This window comes from Enterobacter soli ATCC BAA-2102 (assembly GCF_001654845.1).
Lineage (GTDB): Bacteria > Pseudomonadota > Gammaproteobacteria > Enterobacterales > Enterobacteriaceae > Enterobacter > Enterobacter soli.
The window spans coordinates 16,589-42,182 of the sequence record NZ_LXES01000056.1 but is presented as its reverse complement, the minus strand read 5'-3'; the positions used below and the strand labels follow the sequence as shown (position 1 = coordinate 42,182).

Here is a 25,594-nt window from a genome sequence, read left to right as displayed (position 1 = left end):
CATCATGCGGCGGGCGTTTCCCCTGAATTCTGCCCCCTGAACCGGCTGAATGCCGTCGGGAACAGCCAAAAAACCGTCAACTATACGCCTTAATTCGGGACGCACAATAAGCTTCCGGACAGGACAGCTTTCAGGGACAGAAGTCAGGTGGCATATCTGCCCTGGCGTCAGAAAGGGAAACCGGTGAACCCGTCCGGGGAGGTCTGTCTCCCGTGACATCGCTGCGCGCAGGCTCTGGCCTCCCGCCGGGGGGAGCGCCCGGAGCCGGGAAACGTCAGGGGACGTGTGCAACGAGGCTGCTATTTTGGAAGCCCTCTATTACCACTGTGAAGCGATATATGGTGGGAGTGACGCTGCTGATAGTAAAATAGATCAAAGACCTGAAGACAATAAGCTGCGACTAAGACAGATGTTTGTCGGCTTCAGTCTGGAATGGACGATTTAGATATGAGTGCCTGACGAGTAATGACTCAGTGACATTGTTCGCACTAGGAAAACGATTAACTAATAGCAGCATCACTATAACGAACTCCGTCAATATTCATATCTGGGTTAATCTCCTTTTCATTAAATTGGCAGTCATGTTTCAGTCGGAATAATATATATGAAAAAACCTCACGCAGACTCAAAATACTATACCCTTTGCAGGGCATTACAGTAATAAGCATAAGTACCATTATGTGGATTCAGGACGGAGTTATGGTGTACATACTTGGAGTGAATATTCTCCGTCGGAGCTCACCTGTATTCATGTTTGGCATATACTCGGAAGTCATAGGTAAGGACAGGGAAATCGTGATCAGATAGAAAATCATGACTTATTATATGAAATAAACTTTCACAAAGAACAACGTGCCTTAATCTAAATATATTGCGTCTGCTGCCGATAATAATATCCTTGAGAAGAGGATAGCATGAACGATTTTCATATTTTAAGTCTTTGTATTCAGAATAAGGATGTGGCAGGTGCCATGCGCGTGCTGCGTGATAAATCAGAATTTGCCACGCGCAAAATTCTGGAAAAATTAAAGGTTCGCGTAACGTTACAGACGGGCAGGGCATTCTGGCATCATGTTCAGGGCTGGCTGCTGATGGCGTGCCGTCAGGAGAGTACACGTAATGAATCAAGTGGTTTCCGACCTTCTTCACCCCCTTCAGACACCAGGGAAAATCAGTCCTGCCGCCCTGGATATGGTCAAAATGCTGGCGCTGGGTGCCATGCTCATCGACCACGTCAATACCCTGCTGCTGACGACACCGGAACCCCTGATGTATGCGCTTGGCCGGATGGCCTTCCCCCTGTTCACGCTTATCTGGGCGATGAACGTGCAGTGCACACCAGAACGGCTTCAGAAGAGGGCAAACCGGCTGTGGATATGGGCAGCGTTCACCCAGCCTGTCTTCAGCCTGGCTTTTGCCGGACATCAGCCCTGGTGGGCACTGAACATCCTGTTCGTGTTCGCGGGCGTCACGCAGCTGCTTGCCCTTCAGTACCGGTACGGGAAAAAAGGACTAATGGCAGGCATTCTGCTCCTGGGCATCCTGGTCTGGCCGCTGAGTCCGGCCAGCTACGGGCTGTCAGGCCTGATGCTGGCCGGCGGTCTGGTGATGGTGACGGGCGGGAAGACACCTGGCGTGCAGCGCACGGGAGTGATCGTGTCCGGGCTGTCGCTGTGCAGTCTGAACGGGGTGTCGCATCTGCTGGGTCTGCCTGCCGACACGCTGCTGTTCGCCATGCTTCCCACGCTGGTGCTCCCCCTGATGGCCGTTTCACTGAGCATTCAGCTGTGTCCGGATGGCTGTCCACGCTTTATGCCCCGGAATTTTTTCTACATCGCTTATGCCGGGCACCTGCTGATACTGCTCATCCTGATGCATGTCTGGTGAGAGGTGCACAGCCCCGGGGGTTATCGTTTCCCCGGGATGACGCGCCCCCGCCACCGCCCCAGTAAATCAATGGCCAGCTGGAGATACAGGACCTGGTCTGGCTCCCATTTACCGCTTTCTGCCAGCTCGTTTCGCAGCACAGTAACGATGTTTTCGCTTGTGGAGTCGTGCCCTGCTTCAACCAGCGAAAAAACGATACTGCCCACCACCTGGCACATCTCATCATGCTGGCGCATAAAGGTGTCTGAATAGTACATACGTTCCCCTCCGCAGTGTGTATTTTCGACATTATAGCTCCGGGCATTATGCCGCTTAGCGGCATGGAGACGCCAGCAGGTGCTGAACTGATTGCTGCCGGTAAGGGGCGTCGTGACCGGCGTCAGCCGTGACGGATTGATAGTTTCTGCCTTGCCCATCCCACTCCCTGCAAGACAACACCCGCTTACAGCTGCACAGTACCTGATTTGCGCGGCCGGAGTGAGGCCGCCTGCGGCCTGTATCTCCGCGTTAGCGCCGTCAGGCGCTTACGAGCGTGTACGCAGTTCTCACCGCCACTTTTCCCGCAGCCACACCGGATTCTAGTTACAACATCCCTCTTAAAGCGAGGGTGTTCCGGCCCTTCGGGCCGGGGCGGCGTCGCTTTAGCAGGGGTCAGGTTTGTGCACGATGCCGGATTCTGGCCAGAACGGGGCCCGGCGCGTGCGACGGGAGGAAAATCATGTCGTTTTCTGAGCGCGCGGCCGTGAGGCCGCTGCACGCGAAGGCATTATCGTTTATCCACAGCGTGGCGGAAGACAAAGATCCACTCTGGAATGAAATGAACAGAGCGATAAAAAAAGGGGGTTTAGATTATTTTGCGGGTTTGCGGTTAATCCTTTCCGGAAAAGGTAAGTTATTCCTTTGCGGATTTCTGTGGAAAAAAGAAAATGGCCGGCGTTCTGAGTCATCAGCATGGTTTTACTGGGTCTTAAACCTTGGGGTTCAGGGAGGGAAGGGTAAAAAATGCGCGGATTTGCCGGAAAAAACCAGCACCAGAAGCCCCGGTCAGGGGCAGATGAACAGAGGATCTGTGAGTGCGGTACGCCGGTCTATTACGGCGGTGAAAGTGCCAGGTCCAGCTGGTACAGGTTCTGAATCGCCAGCTGCGTTAGCCGTTCCGGCGTACACCAGTACGCCTCATCATGAGGAAGTGTTTTGTACACCCATTTTTTCATGATATGAAGACGTTCGTCTGCCGGCAGCTTAATCAGGTTATTGGCACGCTTACGCTCAGCCCCTTTCTTACGGCGGTAAGTCAGCGCGTCACGCCGTTTCTGACCGGACCAGCACTGGCGGGCCTTATGCGGAGTGATCTCATCATGCTCGCTCATCGCACCTTCACGGATCAGCTTTTCCCGTTCTGCGCTGAGCTGCAGTTTCTTCTCCTGCTCTTTTTGCAGCTTCTCCATATCGACCCCCAGCATCTGAAAACCGGCAGGGGTGATATAGACGTAAACCGGGAGCCAGGAGCGGGAATCACGATCCCACGTGCGTTCTTCGGCAAGACCGAGAACGCCAAACCGGACCTGTTCTTCAATGAGGCGAGAAAGCCGTGACACGGTCACTTCTGTTTCGGGAATAACATTGCCCTTAGCGTCTTTGGCGCTAAGTTCTTTCGCCAGGCGCGAGATACACATACCCACAGTGTGCTTACCGCCATCACAGAAGCTGATGAGCAGTGGCCAGAGAGCATCAAGCAGACGCTGGCGTTCCGGGCGGAAGCCATATTTACGCCCCGCCTTTCGGCGGCCGGTCACATAAAGGGGATGACGCGAGATGTGGATGCGCAGTCTGGGCTTTCCAGTCACCTTGTCAAACATCACAAGCCGGTTGTAGGCATGACCCAGTTCTCCGGAAAGCTTTTTATAGTGCGCCGGGCGACACCAGACTGGAAATTCGCACTTGGCTTTTGTGGAATGGTCCCCGCGCGTGCGGCGCGTCTGTTTTTTAACCGGTGCAACGAGGAAGTTGTCCTGTGTTCCGGCATCAATATCCTGCCAGAAACGGATCTGTTCATCTTCCGGCAGTTCAGACCAGTGGACGGATAATGGAATGTCACTCTCACCTTTCGGGTGTTGTTTTCTATGGTGCATGCGTTATAATCCTGCACAGGTTGCGTGCTCGCTTGCGCTTTGCACCGCACCTGCTTTTGGACCCCCTGAATCTGAACCGCCCGCCAAAGTGGATAGATTTCAGGGGGTTTTTGCATTCAGGCTCCGGGAAATCCCCGTCACCTGCTCCTGAGCGTTTTCCTGGATACGCCCCATCCCTGTATGTTCCCGGAAGTCCGCATTTCTCCCGGATAACGTTTTTTTTGCCACCCGCCTGCCTCACCACAAAGCAGTCAAACGTCAGTTTGAGTTAGGTAACAAAAGTAATCTGAATCAGCAACCTGTCCCACCACAAGACGATCGCCGACGATCCGAATATTACCTGTTAGTTACCGCTTTTTCCAGATGTAAGACCAGATATCGTTAGTAGGGTAACGATTGATTGTATGGCGCTTCTGACAGCAGCGCTCGCCGCAGCATCAGGCCGGCAGGCCTGATCGAGGAAGCGCAAAGGTGCGGGAAGATAAGGTGGCGGGTACGCGCAGAACCTGAAAGACAACCTCTGGCGGGAGATTGCCTTCAGGGAGCACACTCAGTGTGTCTGAGTGGCCTTACGGATGGCAGCCTGAAGCTGCCCGGCGGTAACAGCCTGCGGAAATACCGTTATGGTGTCTGGCGTGGCACCACTGAGCGGCATGACGATGATCCCGGGCGTACCGGTGAGTCCCAGCGACTCTGCCAGGTTGCTGTTTTTCTCCAGCAACGCCGTGTGGTCATTTTTCGCCGGCTCGCTGACGCCGGCTTTTACGGCCGCCTCCCGGATATCTTCTGTCGTCAGGGCACCTTCATCGTGTCCGGTGGCGTAGACCGCATTATGGTAGGTCACATACGCCTGTGCCCCTTTCTCTTTCCAGACCGACAGACCCAGCTGTGCAGCCTGCAGCGAGGTGTCCCAGCGGCTGCCAAAGATGGGCCACTCCTTGAAGAAATACCGCACGTCCGGCTGCGCCTTCATGACCTTCTCCAGCTCCGGGGCGAAGTGGCTGCAGAACACACACTGGTAATCAAAGAATTCGATCACCGCCACTTTCGCATCATCCGGTCCCGCCACCGGTGTGTCGGGGTCATGTAACAGGGCGGCCTGATTTTCCATCACGCTGAGTGCAAATATCTTCTGCTGTTGCTCCTGTTGTCGGGCCTGAAGTTTCTGGCTGACCGTGACCAGTATTGACGGGTGAGCCACCAGATACTCTGCGGCGATTTCTCCGATCCGGGCTTCCTGCTCCGGGCTGAATACCGGCTGAGGAGCCGAGGCGTGTGCAGTAAAACCAAAGCTAATGTATGTTGTAACTACTAATGCCGCTAATTTGTTTGCTTTCATTGCTGAATTCTCATGTTTAAAGGGGGATTAACGCTCTTTCTGAATGGTACGGCTTAGGGTCTGTTCGTCATGTTCCGGCATACGCCCACGTTCGCCGGCGTCCGGCTGACGAACAATATCCCGTTCACTGTTGGCAAGCTGATTAACAATCAGTGATGCTGCATTTTGTTCTTTGCCTGAACGGGCAGTTTCAGGCAGGCTCTCGTGACGAAGTTCCCTTCCAGCCTCACTGGCGGCGTTACTGTCACTGGCAGCAATTTGTTTCAATACCCGACTGTCAGGTTTTACGGATTCAATACCATCACTTTCCGTGAGCATATCAGGCCGAATGTGAATAACATCCGGATCTGTATACATGAATTTCTCCTCCACATCTTTTGTCGCATTCTCCTGTAACAGTGCCCTACTGATAAGAGGCTCCTGTTGCTGGCGTCTGGCTTCTTCCTGAGCCAGGGCAGCTTTAAGATCCACTGTTTCTGACGCGGTTTCATTACGTTCCGCTTTTGCCGTAAGCAGGATGTCACTCTCTTTGGCGTTGATACGCTGAGCAAGTCCTTCCTCCTCGCTCCTGACACTTCCACCACTGACTTTCAGAAGGTAGGCTGAAGGAGGTTCATCGCTGGTCTGCAAGACCACACCGTCCTTTGGATGGTTGCGGACAGTATCGAGCGCGGCAGTCAGGTCACTGACCACAATCGTGTTTCCGGACTGGCTTCGCTGTAACACGGCCCCCCGGGCCTGTTCTGTGGCTATCATGCGGGTGTCGCCCTGCGTCATACGACCTTCAGGACCGGGAACCAGAGAAACCAGGGCAAGACCGGCACTTTTGCCATTGTTGTCATACACCGGCAGCGCCAGTGCCGGCTCCGGGAATCGACGGGTTGCCGGGATAACTTTCGCCGTCAGGGACGCCTCCTGCATACCCTGATGTCGCACCCAGGCTCGTCCAATTGCGGTTTTACTGACCGGCTGTCCCATTGCCCAGATGGCTTTTGCCTGCTTACGCTGCGTTTCGGGTGCCAGCGCATCGTGGGCCGTTTTGATATCGCGCTCCGGTGATTTGACCGCTTTAACCCACTTCTCCTTCCCGTCGGTGTAAATCTGGACGTGCTCCTTCACACGTGAAGTGGAGATATAGAACGCACGGCGGGTGGCCAGCGCCTTACGCCCTTCCTCCGTGCCCTCAAGTGCGATGACGTAATCGGTGCTCGCCCCCTGTGCCCCGTAGCCGGTCACTGCCCAGCCGTAGTCGATATGCTGCTGCGCCCGGACATCCTGCGGGTTGATGGTGACGCGCCCGTTTTCGCCCCTGAGACGGATATGCCCCGTCTCACTGACCGATTCCACCGTGTAGCGCTGATTGGCCATCTGACCCAGCTCCTTGTCGGTCGCCGTGTATTTCAGCAGGTCGCCGGCGCGGACCTCCATCTCGCTGCGGCTGAACAGCTGCACATCGCCCGTAATGAGTTGTTTTGGCGAATACAGCCCGATTTTGCCCTCTTCGTCACGGACAGTGACCGTGTTGCCGTTGCGGTCAACTGCCAAAACATCCTGGTAGCGGTCGCCGCGTTTCACCACCATGCCGGTCTGCCATGCCGCTGTCTTGTTAAACTCATGGCGGGTATGGGTGATTTTGTTCAGCACCGGAACGGTGATGGCCTGCTCACCCAGTTCACCCCGGCTGGCCATCTGTGCATGGATACCGGCATTCACCGCCTGACGGTCGGCGTTCAGCTGGGTGATAATAAGCGTCTGCGCCCGGGCAGCCTGCGTGCGTCCAATCCAGTCCGCCACAATATCGGCCACAGGTGTTTCCGTTTCCTGAAAGGGGCTGTCTGGCAGCGTTGCCCCTTCCGTTCTGGCCACGCGGTCAGCCGGCTGCGCCTCAATACGCGTCAGGGCGGCATCGATACGGTTATCAATGATGTCATGGACGGCACCACGCAGCTGCACATCCTTCTGACGGACAATCTGTTTCATGATGGCCACGTCCATCGGGCTGCGCTCCTGCACCAGCTTAAAGGGCGCACCCACATCAACAGATTCGAACTGGTCGATGTCTCCCATTGATACTGCCCGGCCCCCGCCGTTCGCTATCGCCTGGAACAGGGCCGCCGTGTCCTGGTTACCTGCCATCGAGGACTCATCGATAAGAAACAGCTGTCCTCTGTAGTCGGGTTTCTCACCCGCAGCCGTTGCCTGATCATGCTCCACGATAAAGGATTTGATGGTCTGTGCCCGGACACCCACATCATTCATCTCTTTCACGGCCTGGTGCGTCGGGGCAAGCCCCGTCAGTTCCGGTCGCACATCAGAGGGCAGCGTCTCCAGCGCCCCCTTCACGGCCTTCATTTGCGTGGTTTTCCCCACCCCCGCGTATCCCTGAATCCCGATAAACTGGTCAGTGGTTCCCAGAACAAGGGTTGTGGCCGCTTTCTGGCCGCCGGTCAGACCGTTCAGCACCGCATCAGGGACCTGCTCCAGCAGTGGCTGCTGCGTGTTTTTCCCCTCGCTCACCACGCGCAGAATGGCCTTTTCCATCTCCCAGGTCGCGCGGGCGACCAGCATGGGTTCGCCCCCGGCCGATACCTGAAGCAGCTCCCCCGTTTTAATCATCGCGCTAATCTCATGCCCCACAGAATCCAGATCCGGGTGATATTTCTCCGCCTGGGCTGCCAGCTTCAGTTCGCTGAACACCACATCGCGCTGGTCGTTGATGGCACGCCATACCGCCAGTCCGGCCTCCGTTCTGACATTGTCATGCAGGGAGCCAACGGCTTCGCTGACATCCTCACGGCCACTCAGACTGCGGACCAGTTGCACGGGTGAGGTGCTGGTTTTCATGCGCTGAAGCCGCGCTTCTGCCCGGTCCTGTACCTCAGCAGTAAACACTTCCGCACGATGGCCACTCTGTGCCAGTGAGTTCATGGTCTGCGTCGAGATATCCCGGCTGTTCAGTGCAGCCAGCACCACGCCGGTATCATTGTCCCTGCCACCCGGTGCCGAAACATAGGCGTGAGAGAGGTAAAGTGGCTGGTCCACGGGAAGCGTCAGGGTGGTGTCCCCACGTCTGACTTCTATCCCTTTTTCGCTGATACTGGTGACCTCCAGGCGGTCCTTTGCCTTCAGGCTGTGTTCGCGGTCGCCCGCCACGGCCAGCAGTTTCTCACCGGTGGCCACATTCAGGGTTTCGCGGTTGAACAGCCGCCAGTCAGCACTGACATCCCCGATTTTCGTCCGGGTCAGCACGCCATCGCCGTCAATCAGGGAAAGCACCCGCGTGTCCTCATGCACCCGGTCAATCACATACGATTTACGCGCTTTCGCATCACTGCGATCCTCAAGCACCATACCTGCGCGGTATGAGCCGGACATGCGGCGGGTTTTACTGTCCAGCCAGACCGGCTGACGTGCCTCAATATCCACCCCATCCCGCCCCAGCTGGCCGGCGTTCTGTAACGCATCACGCACCAGTCCGGTCAGCTGCGCCTGTTCCCGTTTGCCGACCACGACAGCGGTGACGTTTTCACTGCCGCCGCTCAGCTCAGCAAAGCGGCTGGCCAGCGCCTCATAGCGGTCACGTTTGATCGGGATGCTGATAACCTCCGCCTCCAGCCCTGGCGCAGGCTCCGTGCGGCGGGAACGGGATACTCCGGCGGACTCCAGCACCGACATGGCGTTGCCGTTCGCCTGGCGTCCCGCGCTATCGAGGAAGACCAGCTGTGCATCCTGCGCACGGGCTTCGCCCAGCAGGACCAGCGTTTCTTTCAGCCCCAGACGCTCGGCCCCTTCAATAATCAGGGTGCTCTGCGGTTTAAGATGAAAATCGCCGCTCAGGACATGCTGGCGACTGATGATCCGCTCGCGCAGGTCATCGGTTCTGGCCAGCGAAATGGCCCGCTCCACAGAGCTGGCCAGCACCTGCACATCGCGCCCGAGCGCGGTGGAAATCCCGGTCAGCTGCGCGGTCAGGTCACGAATGCCGGCAACGCCGGACGGGGCGTTCATCAGCACCAGGGCGTCCGTCTCCACAACCGCCAGCGCCGGCGGGGCATACTGCTCCGGTCGGGTAAAACTGACGACCCGGGTGGATTTGAGATGTTCCTGGCTGAGAGCCTGGATGGAGAGTTCATCCAGCAGGTGAATACGGGAGGTGAACACGCCCTTTTCACTGTCCAGCGGCACAATCATGCCGTCTTTCAGTGAGGCATCGATGGCGTCACGAATGGCCTGGATAGCCGGCAGCTGTTCACTCAGTTCAGCGGTGCTCAGCATCAGTTCCCCGAAGGTGAAGCGGGTCTTGCTGTCACTCAGTTGTGAGATGGCCATCCTTACCGCTTCTGCCACGTCCGGCAGCGGGGCCTCAGCGGGCACCGACAACACCGGCGGCGACGTCCTGCCGGGTGAAAGATTTTGAGTGAGCGAGGGGGATGACTGACTCGCGCTGTCAGGCTGTTGTGGTTCTGGCTGGTGCGCCGGGGTATCCCGCACCGCCGGTGCGGCGTCCGCCTGCGGACTTTTCTCTGTCCGGGTGGCCTTTTCGGGTTGTGTTCCTGCTTCCTGTTCAGCACGGGCAGGCATGGCTGGTGATACCCGTTCCGGCTGTGGCGGCGTATCGCGCTGCCCGGCATCACGCGGCACCACACTCTCCTGATAGGCCTTCAGGTCAAAGCCTTTTTCCTTCATTTGCCCGAGCCAGCGCTCCATCATCCGCAGGCGGGACGGATCGACCTTTGCGCGTCGCGTGTCTTTCGCGGCCACATCCCGGCTGCGCAGTGTGGCCTCTGCCCCCACTGCCCCCTGAATTTCCCGGCCCCGGGAGGAATATTCGTCCCTGACTTCTTCCGGAACGCCCTTAATCTCCCACATCCCGTGCTTGCCCACTTCTTCCACTTCATGGCCGAGCGCTTCAACCCGCTCGCGCAGCGCGCTGCGATAGATTTTCCCGAGGGTGACCTGGTGCTTCATGACGGTTTCGATAAATCCGGCATTATGGATATAGTCCGTGGCCAGGGCTTTCCATTTACCCGCATACTCCGTCATATTGGCAATCAGGAGATGGGTGTGCAGCTGCGGATCAAGATTGCGCGAGGTATCATGCGTATAGGCGGCCGCCACCATCTTGCCGGTGTGTACGATGGACGTAACGCCGTCTTTCGTGTCGCGGGCCGAGATGAGCTTCTCCACATAGCCAGCCGCCACGCGGACGGCGTGGTTATGCGCCTCGACCATTTCTTTATCGTTGCCGATGAGTGCCAGAATGGAGACGCTTTTGGGCGCGGAAAAGGTCAGGTCGTGGCCTGGCCGGTGAACATGTTGTCCGTTAACCTCTTTTCCGAGGCGCGAACCATCCGGAAGACGGCCTTCGAGCACGGCCGTCAGGTCATCGCTACGGACATTGCCTTCAAGGCCCAGTTCTTTCGCACCTTCCCCCATCCAGAGGCTCTGGAGGCTGCCCAGAAAATAATAGTTATCGGAATTGCTGTAGTAGCCGGCGGCCTCGCCGGCTGATGCTACGGGGGCGACTGACATCATAATTCAGGCTCTCTGTCGTCATAACGCTGGTCGTTTTCGTCGTAACCCGGATCGCCCGCATCACGGTGAAGTAAAATGTTCTCTTCTTCCTGCGCCAGCTGGCGGTTAGTCCGGTGTTCGTCCGCAGGCGCGTCAGGTGGCAGGTTCTTTCCGGCCGTGGTCACGATCAGTGCCCCGTCAGGTTGTGTGGCCACCTTCATCTCCAGGTTCATCGTTTCTCCCCCGCCGTTGTCCTCCGCTTGCTGATCACTGTCACCCGATGCAGGACGCTGACGCGCCCTGTGCAACATGCCCAGTGGCGATGCAGCAGGTTGTTCTGGCACGGAGTGACGGTTACGCAGGGTTTTCAGGGCATCAGGCAGTGAAGCGGCAGAGTCAGCAGCAGGTGCTGACGTTGTCGTGTCGGGGGATGGTGCTGGCGGTGTTTTCACCACCACTGCCTCTTTCAGTGGGCCGGAGGGGCGCAGCGATACAACGTTATCTTTTCTCTCTTCTGTGACATGGCCTGTCAGGGTGTTGTGATTCTGCATCTCCGGCTTCTCTGCCACAGGCTCCCGTTCAGGCAGCTGCTCTTGTTCAGCCTGAACGACACTGAGCGGTTTCTGTCTGGTGACTGTGGGTTTACTTGCTGGTTCATCGTGGGGTTTACCCGCCGGTTCAGACGCAGGCACCGCTTTGGTTGCAGTGTCGCCACCCTTTTCCATCAGCTCATCACCGGTCGGGAACGTCAGCCCGGCCGCAGTCGCTTCGCGCTCGATCTGCTGAATGACCTTCTCCAGCTCCGGACTGAGTGCGTCACGGATGTTACGCTCGAGCAGTCCTGGATGATGTTTCTTCATTTCGCGGTATTTCAGCTTCAGCCGCACCACCGGGTATTCACCCGGCAGACGCACGTAAAAACTCAGGTTCGGCAGCCGCATGATCTGTTCATAATCGACGACAGGGTTGTTGACCTTGTCCTTGCCGAGCGACACCCCGTCACGCACCTGGTCCAGACCGTAGCTGTTCTGCTCGCGTATCTCGCGCTTACGCTGATTACCCAGCTCCTCTTCCACCACTTTGGCCATCTCCGCACTCGGGGAGCGGCCGTACATACGGGTGTTCATCAGGTCGAAGATACTTTTGGCCAGCTCGCGGCCGTAGACGTGAACCAGCTGCGCCATGTTCTGCATCCCCAGAACGAAACAGCCCCCGAACTTGCGTGCTTCCGCCAGTGTTTCGGCCAGCTCCGGGATACGTTGCAGACTCGGTGTTTCATCGATAATGAACCACACCCGGCGATCGCTGTTCTCACCCATGCTCTGTAACATCAGCGTGGCCAGTGAAACCCAGAGGGAGATCAGCGGTCGCACGCTCTTGCGGTGACGGGCCTGCGTGGAGATAAACAGCCAGCTGTTGTCATAGCGCTCCTGGGTCATCCACTCCCGGATGGTAAACGGGGGCTTTGTTCCGTCATCCAGCCCCTGCAAGTAGCGCAGTGCTTTGGCGTAGTTGGTCACCACGGAACGAATGGAGATGGCCGTTTTCTCGATTTTCTCCTCGACCAGGTTTGCTGACGGGGTATTCGCCAGATAACCCCGGAGGCTTTTCATGCTGAGTGACAGCAGGGTTTTGAGGAACTTTTCGATGCTGCGATCCGGGTCAACCGACATGCGAATGGCGAGGTCGGCAAAGATGGTGCGCGAACTGGATACCCAGAACGGATCAGACTCCCCTTCCACCGGGATGAGACTGGCGGCCAGGTTGTCGTAATCCACCGCATCAATACATTCCCCCCACATCTGCCAGTTAGCGCAGCGTTCGTCGTGGGAATTAAGAATGAAGTCGGTATCCGGGTTGTAGTGGGTTTCCGTGAAGGTACAGCCGGAGTCGTAGATGATGGCCCTGTCGCCACGTTTGCGGATGTGGTCCAGAAGCCAGCGGATCAGGGTCGATTTACCGACACCAATGGTGCCGTGCATCAGAAAGTTCAGCACTTCGGCCATCCTGACCATGTGCAGATCACCCACGCGTAAATCGGACAGCTCACCGTTCTTGCGCAGCAGCCTGTTCACCTCTGCGGGTTTATCCGTCAGCTGCATCCCGGAGATGTACTGGTCTTCACTCTCCTTGCGCCCGATATCAGCAATGAACCAGGTCACTGCCAGAAACACCACCATACTGAACAGACCACTGCCGCCTGCCGCCCACTGAAGCTCCGTCAGGCACTGAGCGCCCATTGCCTGCATGTACGGGTCGGTAAAAATCTGCGGCAGGGTCATTTTGAGGACCATTGCCGTCGCGGTGGGGGCATACCAGTAGTGAACGTCGTAGACCTTCGGTGTGCCCGTTGCCGGCATCAGATCGATAAAGCTGCTGTTGAGGCTGGCGAACCACCACAGCGAGCCGTTATCGAGGGTTTCCTGCGGAACACGCAAGAGAAAGATGGCAGCGGTCAGCACGGCAAACAGGATGAAAATCCAGAATCCTATCCAGTTGTTCACCTGAATGAACATGCGCCAGCGATAGGCGGTCATCTGCCCGCCCTGGGTGAGGTTTTTACCTGCAAAGCTCATAGAGATTTATCCAGCCGTTATCACATCACCGGTGCGGTGATGTGTGTGTTCAGGAAATAAGGAGGAAACGAGGGGGTGCAAAAATGCGGTGCTGTGAACGGGAAAGCGTCGGATTATTCCATCTGGCTCAGCTCATATCTGGCCTGCTGGCACCCGTCTTCCCAGTCCTGTTCATTAATGCCCGCAGCAACAGAGCGAACTGACGAGGCCACATCAGCATAAGCTGCTGAATGCCATTCACCGGGAGCCAACCCATAAAGGGTGTATTCATAACCGGCCCAGTATGCAATGAGGGTGATACCCACACCATCCGGAAGTGAACCGAATACCCGAAGGTATGCCACCGCCATCAATAGCTCACTTTCCAGATGGATAAGGTGCAATAAACCGGTAAGATCGCCTTCTGTACTTTCAAAACGCATGATGTCCTCCCGTTAACATGCCCCGGTGACAGGGCTTGTTTCAGTTCAATATTTCTTTGATTCACGAACGTTTGAGTTGACTCGAAAACAAAGCAATAACACCAAAAAAATAAGCCGTGAGCAGGGAAACCAGAAGGCCACCGCACAGGAAAATAAGAAGAACAACAATCGTGTTCAGCTCACTGGCCCACTCAAAACCTGCTGATGACAACGCTGAGGTGTAGGTCTGAAGTAATGAACTCCCAGCCCGCCATTTCAGAAGCTCGACGCCAAATCGCTCCAGCAAATAAATGGTGCTGACCAGCGTCAGAAAGGAAAAGAAAAGCACGTTTACGGTACGGGAGAAGAATGTTGTATTCATCGAGAGTTCCTTTTTTGTTGCGTATGCAACGCTCGCCGCAGACAGGGCTGCGCCTGGCGCAGTCATGCGAGGAAGCGTAATTTCAGGGGACTGACAGAAAGCACTGACGCACCCTGCTCAGGAATGAACACGGTGAAAATCAGGAAGAAAGGAAGAACAGCTGCGACGGTCGTCGCAGCCGCTGGATATTACATGATACCGGCGATAGATTTGGCCAGCTGCGCTTCCAGTACGGGTTGCGCCTCTTCAAACTTGAGGTTCACTTTGTTGGCGTTCGACACCACACGGGTCTGGTATTTGGCACGGTTACCCTGCTCAGAGCTGGTCTGTACCTTCACGCCTGACGTGCCCTGTTTCAGGGCGGCGATATTGTCCGTTGTGACGGTCGCTTTGCTGCGTTCGGAAATCTGCAGATCGGTCACCATCGTATAGTTGACGTCCTCGACCATCGCATCCGCAGCCATGCCAATCAGGCCGCTTGCCAGCCCCACCCCCAGGGTCGCCCCCGCTGATGTGGAGTTATATGCCGTGATACCCGCCCCCAGAGCCGCACCCATTGCAGCGCCCTCATAACCACTGCTCAGGAACCCCTGAGACTGGCGAAGGTCCATTTTTTCAGCCTTCAGGACATTGGCCTGAATCCAGTAGTAGGCAGTGTCCGGTGAGCTGGAGACGCGGTAGCCTTTCGCGGCAAGTTCATTGGTGATCTGGGTTTGCAGTCCGGACATGTCCTTGTCAGACGTGTTGCGGATCTGAAGATAAACGGTTTTCTCTGATGACGGCTCCAGCCAGATGGTTTCACTCATCTGGGTTTTCACATCGAGATTACGTTTTTTCACTGCGGTGGACATGGCTCCACAACCTGAAAGCGCCAGTGAAGACGCGACTAAGCCAACGACTGCTAATTGTTTTAATTTCATGATTTCGTCCTGTGCATAGAAATACATCCCCGTTAGCGAGATATAGCTAACAGGTTTGTTATCGGCTGATTTAAAGAGGAATTTACATTAAGTGCTAGAATAAAAAGTCCCGAACCAACAAGAGGTATCGGGACTATTTACTTTTCGGAATTAAATTTCACTGAAGTTAGGCTTTTAATAAGCCCTATCGACTAAGCATTTTGTTAGCTGTTGACATCAATGATCCAAGACCGTAACGGGCGCTCTGAATTCCAAGATATCCATTAATTATAAAGATTGAAATGAACAAAACAGCAGGAATGCTTCCGGCCAGCAAGATCATCCAATCAGACCACACTCCAACGAATGACAACAAGGTGGCCCCCAGCCATAGCATCAGAGATATCTTCTTTACTGTAGATTTCATGGTGGCAAGTATTTTAGAACGACGCCGAATGTCTTCAGGTATAGATAGATATAACAATGCAGTTGAATAATTAATGAGTATAAAGAATATTGCAACTACGGTTGTCACACCGATGGACACCCATCCTCCATACCCCATAATTAACTGAGCCGCTTCAAAATAAAAGCTAATTTTCTGCCCTGAATTATCCCCTGTCAGAACCATTATGGCATAGAAAACAAACCACATGAGAATGACTGTAAAGAGCATCAGAGTCGGGTATATAGCTATAATTTTGAAAGCTTCTTTGGTCGATGAAACAGGGCGTTCATCACTACCTATCCCAGAGATAATCTCTGCAATTTCTTTTTTTGCATCACCATTTGTATATGCCATATACCCTCCGAATTAGCCCGCTTTTCTTGATCTCAGCTCTGCTAATCTACGTTTCATATCTTCATCATTTTCAGAAGGAGAAGATTCCCCCTGATTTGCTTTCTCTTTATTTAAACCATCAGAGAATGAACTTTTTGAGTTATGTAGTTCTCCCTTCAATATATCACTGGATGTTTGAACAGTGGATTCTTTTTTTCCAATTTCCCCAGCAGATTCGTTGATTTTATGCTCATTTTCAGATCTTTGTTCCGCAACACGGCGCTGTATATCATTTTGCGGCTCAAAATTTCGTCCCGACTGTTCGTGCAGTTTTATCTGATTTCCTTTAAAGGCATCCTGCATTGTATTACCGGAGGTTCGACCGCTTTCTGCTGCACCGACAGAATTATCACTTTTCACCCCATGCGTCCGGATAGTATCGGATTCATGTTCCCGAATATTCGCGGAATGAGATTCGGCCTGATGGGTGCGCTCAACAGAACCTGAACTCTCTGCCTCATAACCGGCTTTTCCGTTCTGACCACCATTAGCAGAGCTGGTATAGGTATTCACGCCATTATGCGGAGCTACTGTTGATTCCTGATGACGTGTAACTCCCGAATGAATTTCTCCCTGAGCAGAGTCGCCATATGAGCCAGAACCGGTATTATCGACACGATTCTGTTTATCAGATGCGTACAGGGTGCGCCCTTCTGATGCTGATGACTGTTCAGTTCTGTATTCAGCTCCAGAGCCCTCAGTTGAATATCCTGTCTTCCGGCTCCCCTCCGGCCCGCCGGCAACATCGGCCATTCCGCCGGTGACCTGATGACTGCCTGAATCAGAGCGGCTGGCCATACCGGCACCGTCTGACTCTGTAGTCACTGCGCTGTAACTGACTCCTCCATCTCTCGGCGTGTTGCTTCGTTGCTGCGGCTGAGAGTCAGGCTGCACAACATGCTCACCACTGAATGCCGCATGTTCTGCTCCGCTGGCAAGGTCTGAACGCCCCTGCTGATAATCACCGGTAATTTCAGGTTTCAGTCGTTCGTTAACGAACTCCATCGCCGCTTCACGCGCCGTTGGTGCGCTGGTCAGCATGGACTGAGCCTTGTCACCGTACTTGTTACCCGCCCAGTCGACAAATTCCTGAGTGTAGTTCGTATCAAGGCTGGCACTCCGGTTCTGCGCCATCGTGGCCATCCGGCTGAACTCATTGCTCTGGGTTGAACTGGTGGTGTACTGATGGTACTGGCTTTGTGCGTCATTAAGCGTGGCTGCCAGTTGCTGAACATTACTGCTTGCTGCATTCTCCGTATGGTTTGAACCATCTGTCACACGACTACTGGTAACCATATCCATACCCTGACGGAAATCATTAACCGCCTGGCTGTTCTGGTCATGTCGCATATCCTGATTACTGGAATGCGTCTCCTGTGTGCCATGAGAGCTCCCACTTGCTCCCTTAACTTCTGCTCCGCCATGAGCTTCCAAACTAACACCTGTAGCCCATTTCCCAATCTTGCCAAACGCCTGGTCACCAGTATTAAATTTAGCGCTGGCACCTGCATTAACGCTGCCTTCGACGGATTTCGACATCAACTCATTGTATGCTTCCTGCGTCGATACGTTGTTCGCTTTCGCATAGCTCTCCGCTGCGGACATCATCATGCTGGCACCGCGAGAAGCATTCGTGGCCTGGCTGTTTTCGCTGCCTTTGCTGAGACTGTCACTGGTTCCCGTCTGGCTAGACACCTGCGAAAGCTGTGACCACCCGCTGGTAACGCTGTGGTTGTAACCGTCGAGTGCCGTCTGGGCCTGTACCTGCGACTGCCGCGCCGACTCCTGGAATCCGCTGCTCGCCAGCTGGCTGAGTTTCATGTTCACCGGCAGGTTTGACATCGCCCCGGAACCATCGATAACCGTATGGCCACCGGCGGTCTGGGTCTGTGTCGAACCGTTATCCGCCTGCCAGGTCTGCTGGCCCTGACGCTGCATCAGGTTCGTGTCCATCTTGTTCTGGCTGACGTTATCCATCGACATGTTATTAAACGACCAGTTGCCGTCTGCCGTCGTCGCCGACACTCCTGCGGAGGTGAACGCGGCCGAACTGAGCACACTGCCCGCCACCTGAGATCCCATCGCCGCCGCCCCTTTCGTCAGATAGAACGAAAGCAGAGGGATGGACAGCGACAGATACCCGGCCAGGTTCGCTACATCAGAATGCTGCAATGCCACCACATTGGTATTGGCCAGTACCAGGGCAGTACCGCCGGTTTTGGTCTGCAACCAGAAGTTAGCGGCAAAGTTCAGGATGGCAAACATGATGGGCCACATCTGGAAGTAGATAAAACCGCAGATATACAGCTTCAGCGTGTTCAGGCCAAAAAGACTGTGGTTGGACGCCGCCAGCGCGATCATCAGCGGGAACAGACACACCAGGATCAGCATCAGAAGCGACTGCGCAAACGGCAGTGTGCGGGTAGCCAGCTCATTACCGGCGGCCCAGCTGAGCCGTTGTTTCGTTGCCGCGTTCTCGGTCGCCAGATTGAGCAGGTTCGCGGTGTCAGAAGATCGTGCCGCAAACCCTTTCACCCCCTGCCGCACCGCGCTGTTGGTGATGTTGTTTTTCATGATTTGCGAAGCACTCAGCCCACCGGCATAAAAATATCCGTAGCTTTCGCCCATCGCATTCGCCAGAAGGGTCGCCCCGTTCACCTTGTTGCCGAAAATTTTATTGGTCAGCATGGTGAAGGTGGCACTGGCCGGATTTCCTTCTGCATTGGCCAGCGTCTTTATCTGCGCGGCCGCCTGCTGGCAGGTCAGAAACTGACGGGTGGCATCCGTGGTTTTGAATATCCCGCGCAGCGGACTCGGGTTACTGGTGATAAGCCCCAGCGGGTCGGTGGAGTTCAGCAGCTGGTTCACGGTGTACTTGTGATTCAGCAGAATGTCACCAATCACGCAGTTTTCCACGTAATCCGGCAGCATCTGCGCCAGCTCCGGGTTCTGCGTGGTGAAATCACTGGTTTCCGCCACAATCTGTGAACCAAACAACATCCCGCTTTTGCTGTAGGTGACCGAGTCCGGTCTGGCCATCAGCATGTCGTATGCGGAAGTCATTTTGTAACCGATACTGGTGGTCAGCGACGCAATTGCCGCCAGCCCCACCGACACGTTGTCGGTTTTCCAGACTGCCGCCGGATCTGACAGGTCGATAATCTGCACAGAACGCTTGGGAACCAGCAGGACAGAGGTCAGGATCATGAAGATGGCCAGCCAGTGCACCATGACCATCGGGTTACGCTGTTTGATGAAGGAAAACAGGGCGGCCAGCACCCCAAAGGTGCCGGCAATACGTAACAGTGTACTGAACGTGCTCATCCCCAGCAGGGTGACAATGGCGTCCAGCGCCGTTTTCCACATCCCCCCGCCATAGATAGTGTAAATTTCAAGCATTAGTCACCCCAGCGGTAATTGCTCTGATAAGAGCCGGAAACAATGGTGGATACCTGCTGTTGCAGGTACTGCATGTTGCGGTCAATGCCATCCAGCGCATTCTGGTCAGCGGCCGACTGGAGTTTCATGTCAGCCAGCAGCCCCTGGGCGTGTATGACGTTGTCGCGCAGTTTCGCAGCGGCTTCTTCCGGGAAGTTTTTGCCGGCAAGCGACAGGCTCGCCTGTTTAACCAGCTCCTGGAGGTACTGGATCATCAGGTCCTGCGCGATGAAGTCAGCCACCTGCAACAGGTAAGTGGCGCTCATCCCCATACTCTGGGCGTTGGTCAGGTATTTCAGAACAGGCACCGACGTGGTGTTCACAAACCCTTTTTCCTGATCGGACAGCGCATTGTCATCGACCAGTTTGTTCTGCATCGACAGCATCAGGTTTTTGACCAGCGTGACCAGCGCATTGGATTCGCTGATGGTCAGGTTCACAACAACCGGCGTAAGACAGAGTGTGGCTTCATCGCAGCCGTAGACCTTTGCCGTACCGCCGCGCATCAGCACTTTAATCAGATCCCGGTTATCAACCAGTGGCGTCAGAATGGTGACGTCTCCGTCCTTGTTGAAGATGATTGAGCCAACCGTACTCATCACCAGCTCCTTCAGCGCACGGTCGTTGCCCAGCAGGCCGTTTTTACTCAGCGTGTCCCAGATCAGGTTCTTGTTTTTCAGTACCTGGTCTTTTTCATCGTCCCCAGCCTTGCTGGTCACCTTGTCACTCTGTCCGCCTACGGTGCAGCCCTGACGGGATGCCGCCCAGTCGGCAAACATATTGGTTTCGCCCGAAATGTCCTGACAGATTTTCTGTTGCGATACCTGCGTGACCGGCCACAACCCGCCGATAATGCCCTGCGCCGCCTGACACGAACTCATGTTCATGCTGTACACATCGTTGGCCAGTTTTTGCAGGAAGTCTTTTGCCTGCTTAAGCTCGGGCACCATCGTCTGAAGCGCCAGGTCAAAGGCATAACCGGCGGCGTTACTCATGATTTGTTTTACAAATCGCTGAATTTCTTCCCCGCTGATCATACTGAACGACCCCAGATAGGCATCGATACCGCCGCAGCCGGCGTTCAGGGAAGGCAACTGCATGGAGATGAGCTGGACGTTTTTGACGGGGTTTCGCAAATAAACCGAACCGCCGGAAAAGTACCCGGCCGCCTGTCCCTGCCAGGCCTGTGCCTGAGACACGTTGCCGCTGTAGCCCAGACTGCCGAAGAACCCGTTCAGGTCGCCGTTAACGTCCGCCTGCGCCGGCAGTGCAACCAGCCCGGCCAGAAAGACAACGCCTGCCGTTATCAGTGTCTTAATCATGCGATCTCCTCACGGGGTTTTCGGGACAGGGTCAGACGGCAGACGTACAGCCCGGTGGCCGTAAAAAAGAAGCCGACACTCAGCGAAATGAGCAGCAGCACCGGCACGTCCTGAAGGTAAAGGGTCATATCCGGGCGGGACAGTGCGCTGACCACGCTATGGGCCAGCGTCCCGTAAAACGCGGCGGATGCCAGCAACGTCATGCTGAACAGCAGCCACACGCGCTCGGCACGCGATAATGCATACGATGTTGTAGTCATGTTGAAGTCCGGTAGTCTTACTGAGGGGTGACCTGCGCACTTGCCGGCATCGGCGGCAGCGTTTTCGGGTCGACGTTATCCAGGTCAGCCTGAATCAGGCTCGCCATACGGCTTTCCAGCGTGGGAATTTCCATCACGCCCTGCGTCAGCGGGTACGCCTTCAGGGTGTTGACGTTGACCACAAAGGCGGTCGGTGTGGCGATGGGCAGACCATTGCCGAAGAACGTGACGATTTCATCGGCTATGGGCGAGTTCGGGTCCGTCTTGCGGGGGATCATCGGCGTCGGGAAAGACCCGTCCCCGCCCCCGTCCAGGGTGTACGGGTACACCCTGATATCGTGCTGGTCAGCCCAGCCTTTCAGCAGCGGGTCGAACTTCGCACTGTACTGGCAGTGGGCCTGCATAAAGAGCACCACGGCATAATCCTTCATATTGGCCTTGCGCCCGTCCGGCAGCGACATCAGGTTTACTGGCGCAGGTGCCGGAACGGCAGACGCTGCCAGAGCCGTATCATGAACTGGCGTTGCTGTCTTGGCAGCCTCAAGCAACGCCAGCTCTTCCCGCGCCCCGGCCTGAGCCAGCAGCGGCATGGCAATCAGCAGGGCGGTGAGTCCGGATTTAATGTTCATGGTCGGCCTCCTTGTTGTCCTGCGTTCTGTCATGACGTAACCAGCGACACCCGGCGTAAATCAGTATCCCGGCTGCCCCCACCCACATCCCGTTACATAACCAGAGCAACCCCTGCTGGGTATGCTCAGGAGACAGGGTCATCAGCTCGCTCAGTACGCGCGCCATCGTGCCCCAGAAAATCAGTCCTGCGACAAGGGATGTGTTCATTCGTGTTTTTCCTTTTTTTGTAGTACCAAAGCCGAATGTTTGTCTGGTGAAATACGCTTTTGGGCGACACGGGACAGGTAACGGGAAAAAAACCACAGATAACTGCCAAATATCGCCGCCAGAATCCAGAGGTTCCACAACACGGAATCCGTTGAGCGAACCCATGAATCGCTGTCCACGGGGCCACGCTCACATAACACTTCAGGCGGCGCTTTCTCTAACGGAGGTACAGGCTTTAACTTCTCTCCGGGTTTCGGTAGTGAGGGGCGTATTGCCATCTCAGGCTCATTAACGCACCCCATCACCTTGCCGGGAGGCACACCGTCAGTCAGGCCATGAAAAGTCGTCAGGAACTGCCGGGAAAGTGAACTGTCAGAGGCCGCGAACATCACAAAGACATACATCAACAGGGCCGGGCCGAGGACAAAGGAATACAGGGCGAACCGCCCTGCATCACGGATGAGGGTGAAAAGTGTATTTAGCATAAGGCGCTCTCAGGAATTCGGTTTAAAGCCGGTGGCCACGTTCAGGAATCGCTTCGACAGGTCATCCTGGGTCATGAAGCCGTAGGACAGGGCACGGTAGTTTTTGCTGGCCGGGTCGACCAGGAAAAGGGCCGGGAAGTGGGTGATGTTCATCGACCGCGACTGCCCGGTGTCCGGGCGGCTCTGAGGCAGCGTCGCCGCCACCTGGCCATCCACCGACACCGGAATAAGTGATATTCCGTTCGTTTTGGCAAAGTCGGCCACCACCCCCGCCATCTGCACATCAATCGGGTCACTGCCCCGGTAGAAGTAAAACAGACCGTACTGGTGCGCCAGCTGCGTCACCGCGTTCTGCCGCGACTGCTGGTCACGCGTCTGCACAAACGGGGCCATGCTGTTGTAGTGCGGGTATTCCAGGTTGTAATCGAGATCCGGGTGGCTCAGCTGCGCCGCTGCAAAGGACTGGCTGAACATCGACCCCCGGTCAGTCCAGAACTTCTGCCAGCGCAGGAACGTTGCCGTATTCTCTTTTGTCGGGTACAGGATGGCGCGGTTAAGCGCCTCCATCGTGTACCCGCGCAACACTTTTGCCTGCTCCTGCGCGGACAGCTTACTCATATCCGGCACAGCCTGGGGCGCGGGCTGTGACGGTTTTTTGGGCGACTCAGCAGGTTTTTTCGGTTCGTTGTACCAGGCCCAGCCGGTAAACGGATCAGCCGGTGTCACTATCTCTTCAGCCAGGGCTGACTGACCGGCAAAGGCCAGCAACAGCCCCCAGAGGACACATTTTCGTTTCATTTACTTACCCCCCTGCTGGTTCACCTGGGCGGCGATACGATCCTTGATTTGTTTCACCTGCGTACTGGTGTCAGGCACTTTCTGGTTTTTCATCAAATCTTCGTAGAAGTCCGCGAAGTTGATTTTGTCGAAGTCGATACTCTGCAATTCCGGCACCGTGATCCCCCGGCAGTCAGGACTGCTGCCGCTGCCAAATTTCACGCCCAGCTGGTCACGACGCCCCTGCTCCTGGATGATGCGGGCGAGTTTGCCGTCAAAGACGCAGTAAACATGGCTGGTCTGGAGACATACGCCGGCAACCTGACGATCGCAGCGGTCACCCACACTGACGGTAATCTTCTTGGCTTTCGCTTTGCCGATGGCCATCTCATCATCGTTACAGGCCGATAATCCGGTGTCCTGGCCCCAGCCAGAGTCCTTACAACAGTTGGAGAATCCCGCGAACGCTTTACGACAGCTCATCGCCTTACCGGTAAAGGCTCTGACGTTAATGGTGGAGTTCTGGTCCCTGACGTCTTCAGCAGCAGAGGCCAGGCCAGCGAGTTTGGCCACGGCAGTGTCAAACCCGTTATCCCCCGCCCCGTTGGTGTCGTCGCAGTCCCCTGACTTGCAGATATACTGGCCACCGCAGACCAGGCCCGTGGACGAATGCACCGTCTGGCACTGATAGATGTAGTCTTTATGGGAACAGGTGCCGTCAATGTACTCAGAGCAGGTTTCACTCGCTTTGGTACAGGCAGCATTGCTGGTCAGTGAGGCGCAGGTGCCGGTCGTGTTTTCGCTGACCAGATAGGTATCGGTGTACTGCCAGCAGTCGCTGTGAACCGTCTGTGTGACGCCATCAACAACCACCTGCCGGTCACCGCCTTTGATGGTGCAGACCGAGCCGGTTTTCTTTCCTCCCGGGCTGTCCGGACAGACAGACGGGGTCGTCGTCGACGGGACCCAGACTTTCACCGTTGTCACGATAGTGATTGTCGCCGTGATTTTCGCAAGGCCATCACTATTGGGGTATTTTGCCGACATGACCGACGACATCATCTGGTCTATATAGTCAGAAACATCATTTGTCAGTGTCCCGCGCAGCATCCCGTCAGCCGGGACAACCTGCTGGGCCACATCCACATCAAACGTGTTATTCACATTTTTCAGCTTCTTTGAGGTGCCGTAGAACGTCAGTGTGGAGCTGAAAAACGGGTTTCCGCTGCTGCTTTTTTGCGACGTGGTGATTGAACCTTCCAGCATGGTGGCCCCGGGTTCATCCAGCGGCAGCGCAAACTCCAGCGTGTTGTCATTCATTTTCGTGAAAACCAGCGTCGCCGGTGAGATAACCACGGTTTTCGTGGACACCTGGGTTTCATAATGGCCATCTATCTGCGTGTCGCGGGTACAGGTTTTTGACACCGCCACATCGGCGCTACAGGAATAGTTATCAAACGTCGATTTTGACACGGTCGTCTGTGTACACTGCTGGCTGCTGCCATCCATGATCCCGTCAGCCGTACCCTCCGCGTTCTTGCCGATGGTGATAAAAGGGGCCTTCGGATCAATGACGGGCGCCGGGTTTGTGGTCCCGGAACTGATCACCGACTGTGCAGCATCATTTCCCTGAAGGGCCGCCTGCCCTTTGCTGGCCAGCCCACCGTCTCCGCCACTCACGCCACCGTAATACCCCTTCTCCGGCGGGTTCGCGGTATAGCCCGGAATGGCGCTGGTCACCGTACCGGGATTTTTCAGGGTGTCGGTCCCGCTGGATGCCGTGCCTTTGCCAAAACTTGCACCTGCATCAAAGGCCGGATCAGCAGCACCGGCCAGGAGCGAAAACAGCATCAGCAGGGTGAAAAGTGATTTTCTCATCGTGCAGCCTCCAGTAGCTGGCGGGCCGTTGCGGCACAGTCACCGCTTTCAGCCACCTTCTCCAGCGCCTTTTGCAACGGCAGACTGCCCCGGATGACGTCATAGTGGCCCGGGCAGGTCACCACCAGGGCGGGCACCGTAGTGATCTGGTACTGGCTGAACAGGGTCGGGTCAATTTGCACGCCGGCATCTTTGTCCTCCTTGTTCAGCTCAAACATGACGGCGGCAGTCTGGCGCATGTCGTTGTTGACCAGACCACGTAACGTGGGCGGGATGTTGTAGCGGCGCGCATCCTTCAGCATGGGGAGTAACCCTTCCCGGGGAATGCCGAGACTCACAAAATAGATGGCAGGAAAGGTGTCCTTGTCCCCCATCGTCGTGGTCTGCGCAGCAATATTGCCCTGCAACCGGTTAATCAGATCCTGCTGCGGCTGCGGTAAGACAGGCAGCCCTGCGCCCGGGTCAGGCATTCCTTCTTTCATCGCTGCCAGTGCGTCCTGCTGCCCTTTGATCCAGTTGTGGTCGGAGACGGAGATATCAGTCTGCGCACTGGCCAGAGCCTGCGGTGCGAGCGACACCATGACGCTGATCATCAGCGCCCGGAGATAAGCGGTATTCATTGGCAT

The 25,594-nt window shown here is 55.7% G+C and carries 19 protein-coding genes; 1 reads left to right on the top strand and 18 read right to left on the bottom strand.

Annotation, left to right across the window (positions count from 1 at the left end):
* Nucleotides 1-1,119 precede the first annotated feature (1,119 nt).
* Nucleotides 1,120-1,887, top strand: a complete 768-nt coding sequence (locus M987_RS23365; RefSeq protein ID WP_014063906.1) for a TraX family protein — start codon at nucleotides 1,120-1,122, stop codon at nucleotides 1,885-1,887.
* Between the two features lie 20 nt (nucleotides 1,888-1,907).
* Here the strand turns inward: M987_RS23365 and M987_RS25145 are convergent, their stop codons facing one another.
* The 18 genes from M987_RS25145 to trbC all read right to left on the bottom strand — a co-directional run bounded on the left by M987_RS25145 (nucleotide 1,908) and on the right by trbC (nucleotide 25,588).
* Nucleotides 1,908-2,303 carry a DUF2767 family protein gene (locus M987_RS25145; RefSeq protein ID WP_245551581.1) on the bottom strand — a complete coding sequence of 132 codons (396 nt, stop codon included), beginning with the start codon at nucleotides 2,301-2,303 and terminating at the stop codon, nucleotides 1,908-1,910.
* Between the two features lie 675 nt (nucleotides 2,304-2,978).
* Nucleotides 2,979-4,019 (bottom strand): plasmid replication initiator RepA, encoded by a 1,041-nt coding sequence (repA, locus tag M987_RS23355; protein ID WP_014063903.1) that lies wholly within the window; start codon nucleotides 4,017-4,019, stop codon nucleotides 2,979-2,981.
* Between the two features lie 550 nt (nucleotides 4,020-4,569).
* Nucleotides 4,570-5,358, bottom strand: coding sequence for a DsbA family protein (locus tag M987_RS23350; protein WP_014063902.1), 789 nt, complete (start codon nucleotides 5,356-5,358; stop codon nucleotides 4,570-4,572).
* 27 nt (nucleotides 5,359-5,385) lie between these two features.
* Entirely contained in the window at nucleotides 5,386-10,893 is a 5,508-nt protein-coding gene (gene traI, locus M987_RS23345) for a conjugative transfer relaxase/helicase TraI (protein WP_014063901.1), read from the bottom strand.
* Entirely contained in the window at nucleotides 10,890-13,448 is a 2,559-nt protein-coding gene (traD, locus tag M987_RS23340; protein ID WP_014063900.1) for a type IV conjugative transfer system coupling protein TraD, read from the bottom strand. The genes traI and traD overlap by 4 nt, the downstream gene beginning before the upstream one ends.
* A gap of 113 nt (nucleotides 13,449-13,561) precedes the next feature.
* The gene (locus M987_RS23335) at nucleotides 13,562-13,870 is read right to left on the bottom strand and encodes a hypothetical protein (protein WP_014063899.1); all 309 of its coding nucleotides are present in this window, start codon (nucleotides 13,868-13,870) and stop codon (nucleotides 13,562-13,564) included.
* A gap of 61 nt (nucleotides 13,871-13,931) precedes the next feature.
* Nucleotides 13,932-14,231, bottom strand: a complete 300-nt coding sequence (locus M987_RS23330; protein ID WP_014063898.1) for a hypothetical protein — start codon at nucleotides 14,229-14,231, stop codon at nucleotides 13,932-13,934.
* A gap of 188 nt (nucleotides 14,232-14,419) precedes the next feature.
* Nucleotides 14,420-15,151 carry a conjugal transfer complement resistance protein TraT gene (gene traT / locus M987_RS23325; RefSeq protein ID WP_014063897.1) on the bottom strand — a complete coding sequence of 244 codons (732 nt, stop codon included), beginning with the start codon at nucleotides 15,149-15,151 and terminating at the stop codon, nucleotides 14,420-14,422.
* Between the two features lie 184 nt (nucleotides 15,152-15,335).
* On the bottom strand, nucleotides 15,336-15,932 hold the full coding sequence (locus tag M987_RS23320; protein ID WP_014063896.1) for a hypothetical protein: 597 nt from the start codon (nucleotides 15,930-15,932) through the stop codon (nucleotides 15,336-15,338).
* A 12-nt stretch (nucleotides 15,933-15,944) separates the two neighbouring features.
* Nucleotides 15,945-19,370, bottom strand: a complete 3,426-nt coding sequence (traG, locus tag M987_RS23315) for a conjugal transfer mating-pair stabilization protein TraG (protein WP_014063895.1) — start codon at nucleotides 19,368-19,370, stop codon at nucleotides 15,945-15,947.
* A complete protein-coding gene (gene traH, locus M987_RS23310; RefSeq protein WP_014063894.1) occupies nucleotides 19,370-20,731 on the bottom strand; it encodes a conjugal transfer pilus assembly protein TraH in 1,362 nt (453 codons plus the stop codon). The genes traG and traH overlap by 1 nt, the downstream gene beginning before the upstream one ends.
* Entirely contained in the window at nucleotides 20,728-20,991 is a 264-nt protein-coding gene (locus M987_RS23305; RefSeq protein ID WP_014063893.1) for a hypothetical protein, read from the bottom strand. Before M987_RS23305 ends, traH begins: the two co-directional genes overlap by 4 nt.
* Nucleotides 20,992-21,008: 17 nt before the next feature.
* Nucleotides 21,009-21,620 carry an F-type conjugal transfer protein TrbB gene (gene trbB / locus M987_RS23300; protein ID WP_014063892.1) on the bottom strand — a complete coding sequence of 204 codons (612 nt, stop codon included), beginning with the start codon at nucleotides 21,618-21,620 and terminating at the stop codon, nucleotides 21,009-21,011.
* On the bottom strand, nucleotides 21,610-21,828 hold the full coding sequence (locus tag M987_RS23295) for a hypothetical protein (RefSeq protein WP_014063891.1): 219 nt from the start codon (nucleotides 21,826-21,828) through the stop codon (nucleotides 21,610-21,612). The genes trbB and M987_RS23295 overlap by 11 nt, the downstream gene beginning before the upstream one ends.
* Nucleotides 21,825-22,313 carry a hypothetical protein gene (locus tag M987_RS23290; protein WP_014063890.1) on the bottom strand — a complete coding sequence of 163 codons (489 nt, stop codon included), beginning with the start codon at nucleotides 22,311-22,313 and terminating at the stop codon, nucleotides 21,825-21,827. Before M987_RS23290 ends, M987_RS23295 begins: the two co-directional genes overlap by 4 nt.
* 9 nt (nucleotides 22,314-22,322) lie before the next feature.
* Nucleotides 22,323-23,111: a type-F conjugative transfer system pilin assembly protein TraF gene (gene traF / locus M987_RS23285; RefSeq protein WP_014063889.1), complete on the bottom strand. Its 789-nt coding sequence runs from the start codon at nucleotides 23,109-23,111 to the stop codon at nucleotides 22,323-22,325.
* On the bottom strand, nucleotides 23,112-24,968 hold the full coding sequence (gene traN / locus M987_RS23280) for a type-F conjugative transfer system mating-pair stabilization protein TraN (RefSeq protein ID WP_014063888.1): 1,857 nt from the start codon (nucleotides 24,966-24,968) through the stop codon (nucleotides 23,112-23,114). It lies immediately after the preceding gene.
* Nucleotides 24,965-25,588 (bottom strand): type-F conjugative transfer system pilin assembly protein TrbC, encoded by a 624-nt coding sequence (gene trbC, locus M987_RS23275; RefSeq protein WP_014063887.1) that lies wholly within the window; start codon nucleotides 25,586-25,588, stop codon nucleotides 24,965-24,967. Before trbC ends, traN begins: the two co-directional genes overlap by 4 nt.
* Nucleotides 25,589-25,594 lie beyond the last annotated feature (6 nt).

What these genes read in the sequence shown, in the direction of transcription:
- M987_RS23365 (WP_014063906.1), top strand. Translation starts at nt 1,120, where the DNA reads ATGAATCAAGTGGTTTCCGACCTTCTTCACCCCCTTCAGACACCAGGG.
- M987_RS25145 (WP_245551581.1), bottom strand. Translation starts at nt 2,303, where the DNA reads ATGGGCAAGGCAGAAACTATCAATCCGTCACGGCTGACGCCGGTCACG.
- repA (WP_014063903.1), bottom strand. Translation starts at nt 4,019, where the DNA reads ATGCACCATAGAAAACAACACCCGAAAGGTGAGAGTGACATTCCATTA.
- M987_RS23350 (WP_014063902.1), bottom strand. Translation starts at nt 5,358, where the DNA reads ATGAAAGCAAACAAATTAGCGGCATTAGTAGTTACAACATACATTAGC.
- traI (WP_014063901.1), bottom strand. Translation starts at nt 10,893, where the DNA reads ATGATGTCAGTCGCCCCCGTAGCATCAGCCGGCGAGGCCGCCGGCTAC.
- traD (WP_014063900.1), bottom strand. Translation starts at nt 13,448, where the DNA reads ATGAGCTTTGCAGGTAAAAACCTCACCCAGGGCGGGCAGATGACCGCC.
- M987_RS23335 (WP_014063899.1), bottom strand. Translation starts at nt 13,870, where the DNA reads ATGCGTTTTGAAAGTACAGAAGGCGATCTTACCGGTTTATTGCACCTT.
- M987_RS23330 (WP_014063898.1), bottom strand. Translation starts at nt 14,231, where the DNA reads ATGAATACAACATTCTTCTCCCGTACCGTAAACGTGCTTTTCTTTTCC.
- traT (WP_014063897.1), bottom strand. Translation starts at nt 15,151, where the DNA reads ATGAAATTAAAACAATTAGCAGTCGTTGGCTTAGTCGCGTCTTCACTG.
- M987_RS23320 (WP_014063896.1), bottom strand. Translation starts at nt 15,932, where the DNA reads ATGGCATATACAAATGGTGATGCAAAAAAAGAAATTGCAGAGATTATC.
- traG (WP_014063895.1), bottom strand. Translation starts at nt 19,370, where the DNA reads ATGCTTGAAATTTACACTATCTATGGCGGGGGGATGTGGAAAACGGCG.
- traH (WP_014063894.1), bottom strand. Translation starts at nt 20,731, where the DNA reads ATGATTAAGACACTGATAACGGCAGGCGTTGTCTTTCTGGCCGGGCTG.
- M987_RS23305 (WP_014063893.1), bottom strand. Translation starts at nt 20,991, where the DNA reads ATGACTACAACATCGTATGCATTATCGCGTGCCGAGCGCGTGTGGCTG.
- trbB (WP_014063892.1), bottom strand. Translation starts at nt 21,620, where the DNA reads ATGAACATTAAATCCGGACTCACCGCCCTGCTGATTGCCATGCCGCTG.
- M987_RS23295 (WP_014063891.1), bottom strand. Translation starts at nt 21,828, where the DNA reads ATGAACACATCCCTTGTCGCAGGACTGATTTTCTGGGGCACGATGGCG.
- M987_RS23290 (WP_014063890.1), bottom strand. Translation starts at nt 22,313, where the DNA reads ATGCTAAATACACTTTTCACCCTCATCCGTGATGCAGGGCGGTTCGCC.
- traF (WP_014063889.1), bottom strand. Translation starts at nt 23,111, where the DNA reads ATGAAACGAAAATGTGTCCTCTGGGGGCTGTTGCTGGCCTTTGCCGGT.
- traN (WP_014063888.1), bottom strand. Translation starts at nt 24,968, where the DNA reads ATGAGAAAATCACTTTTCACCCTGCTGATGCTGTTTTCGCTCCTGGCC.
- trbC (WP_014063887.1), bottom strand. Translation starts at nt 25,588, where the DNA reads ATGAATACCGCTTATCTCCGGGCGCTGATGATCAGCGTCATGGTGTCG.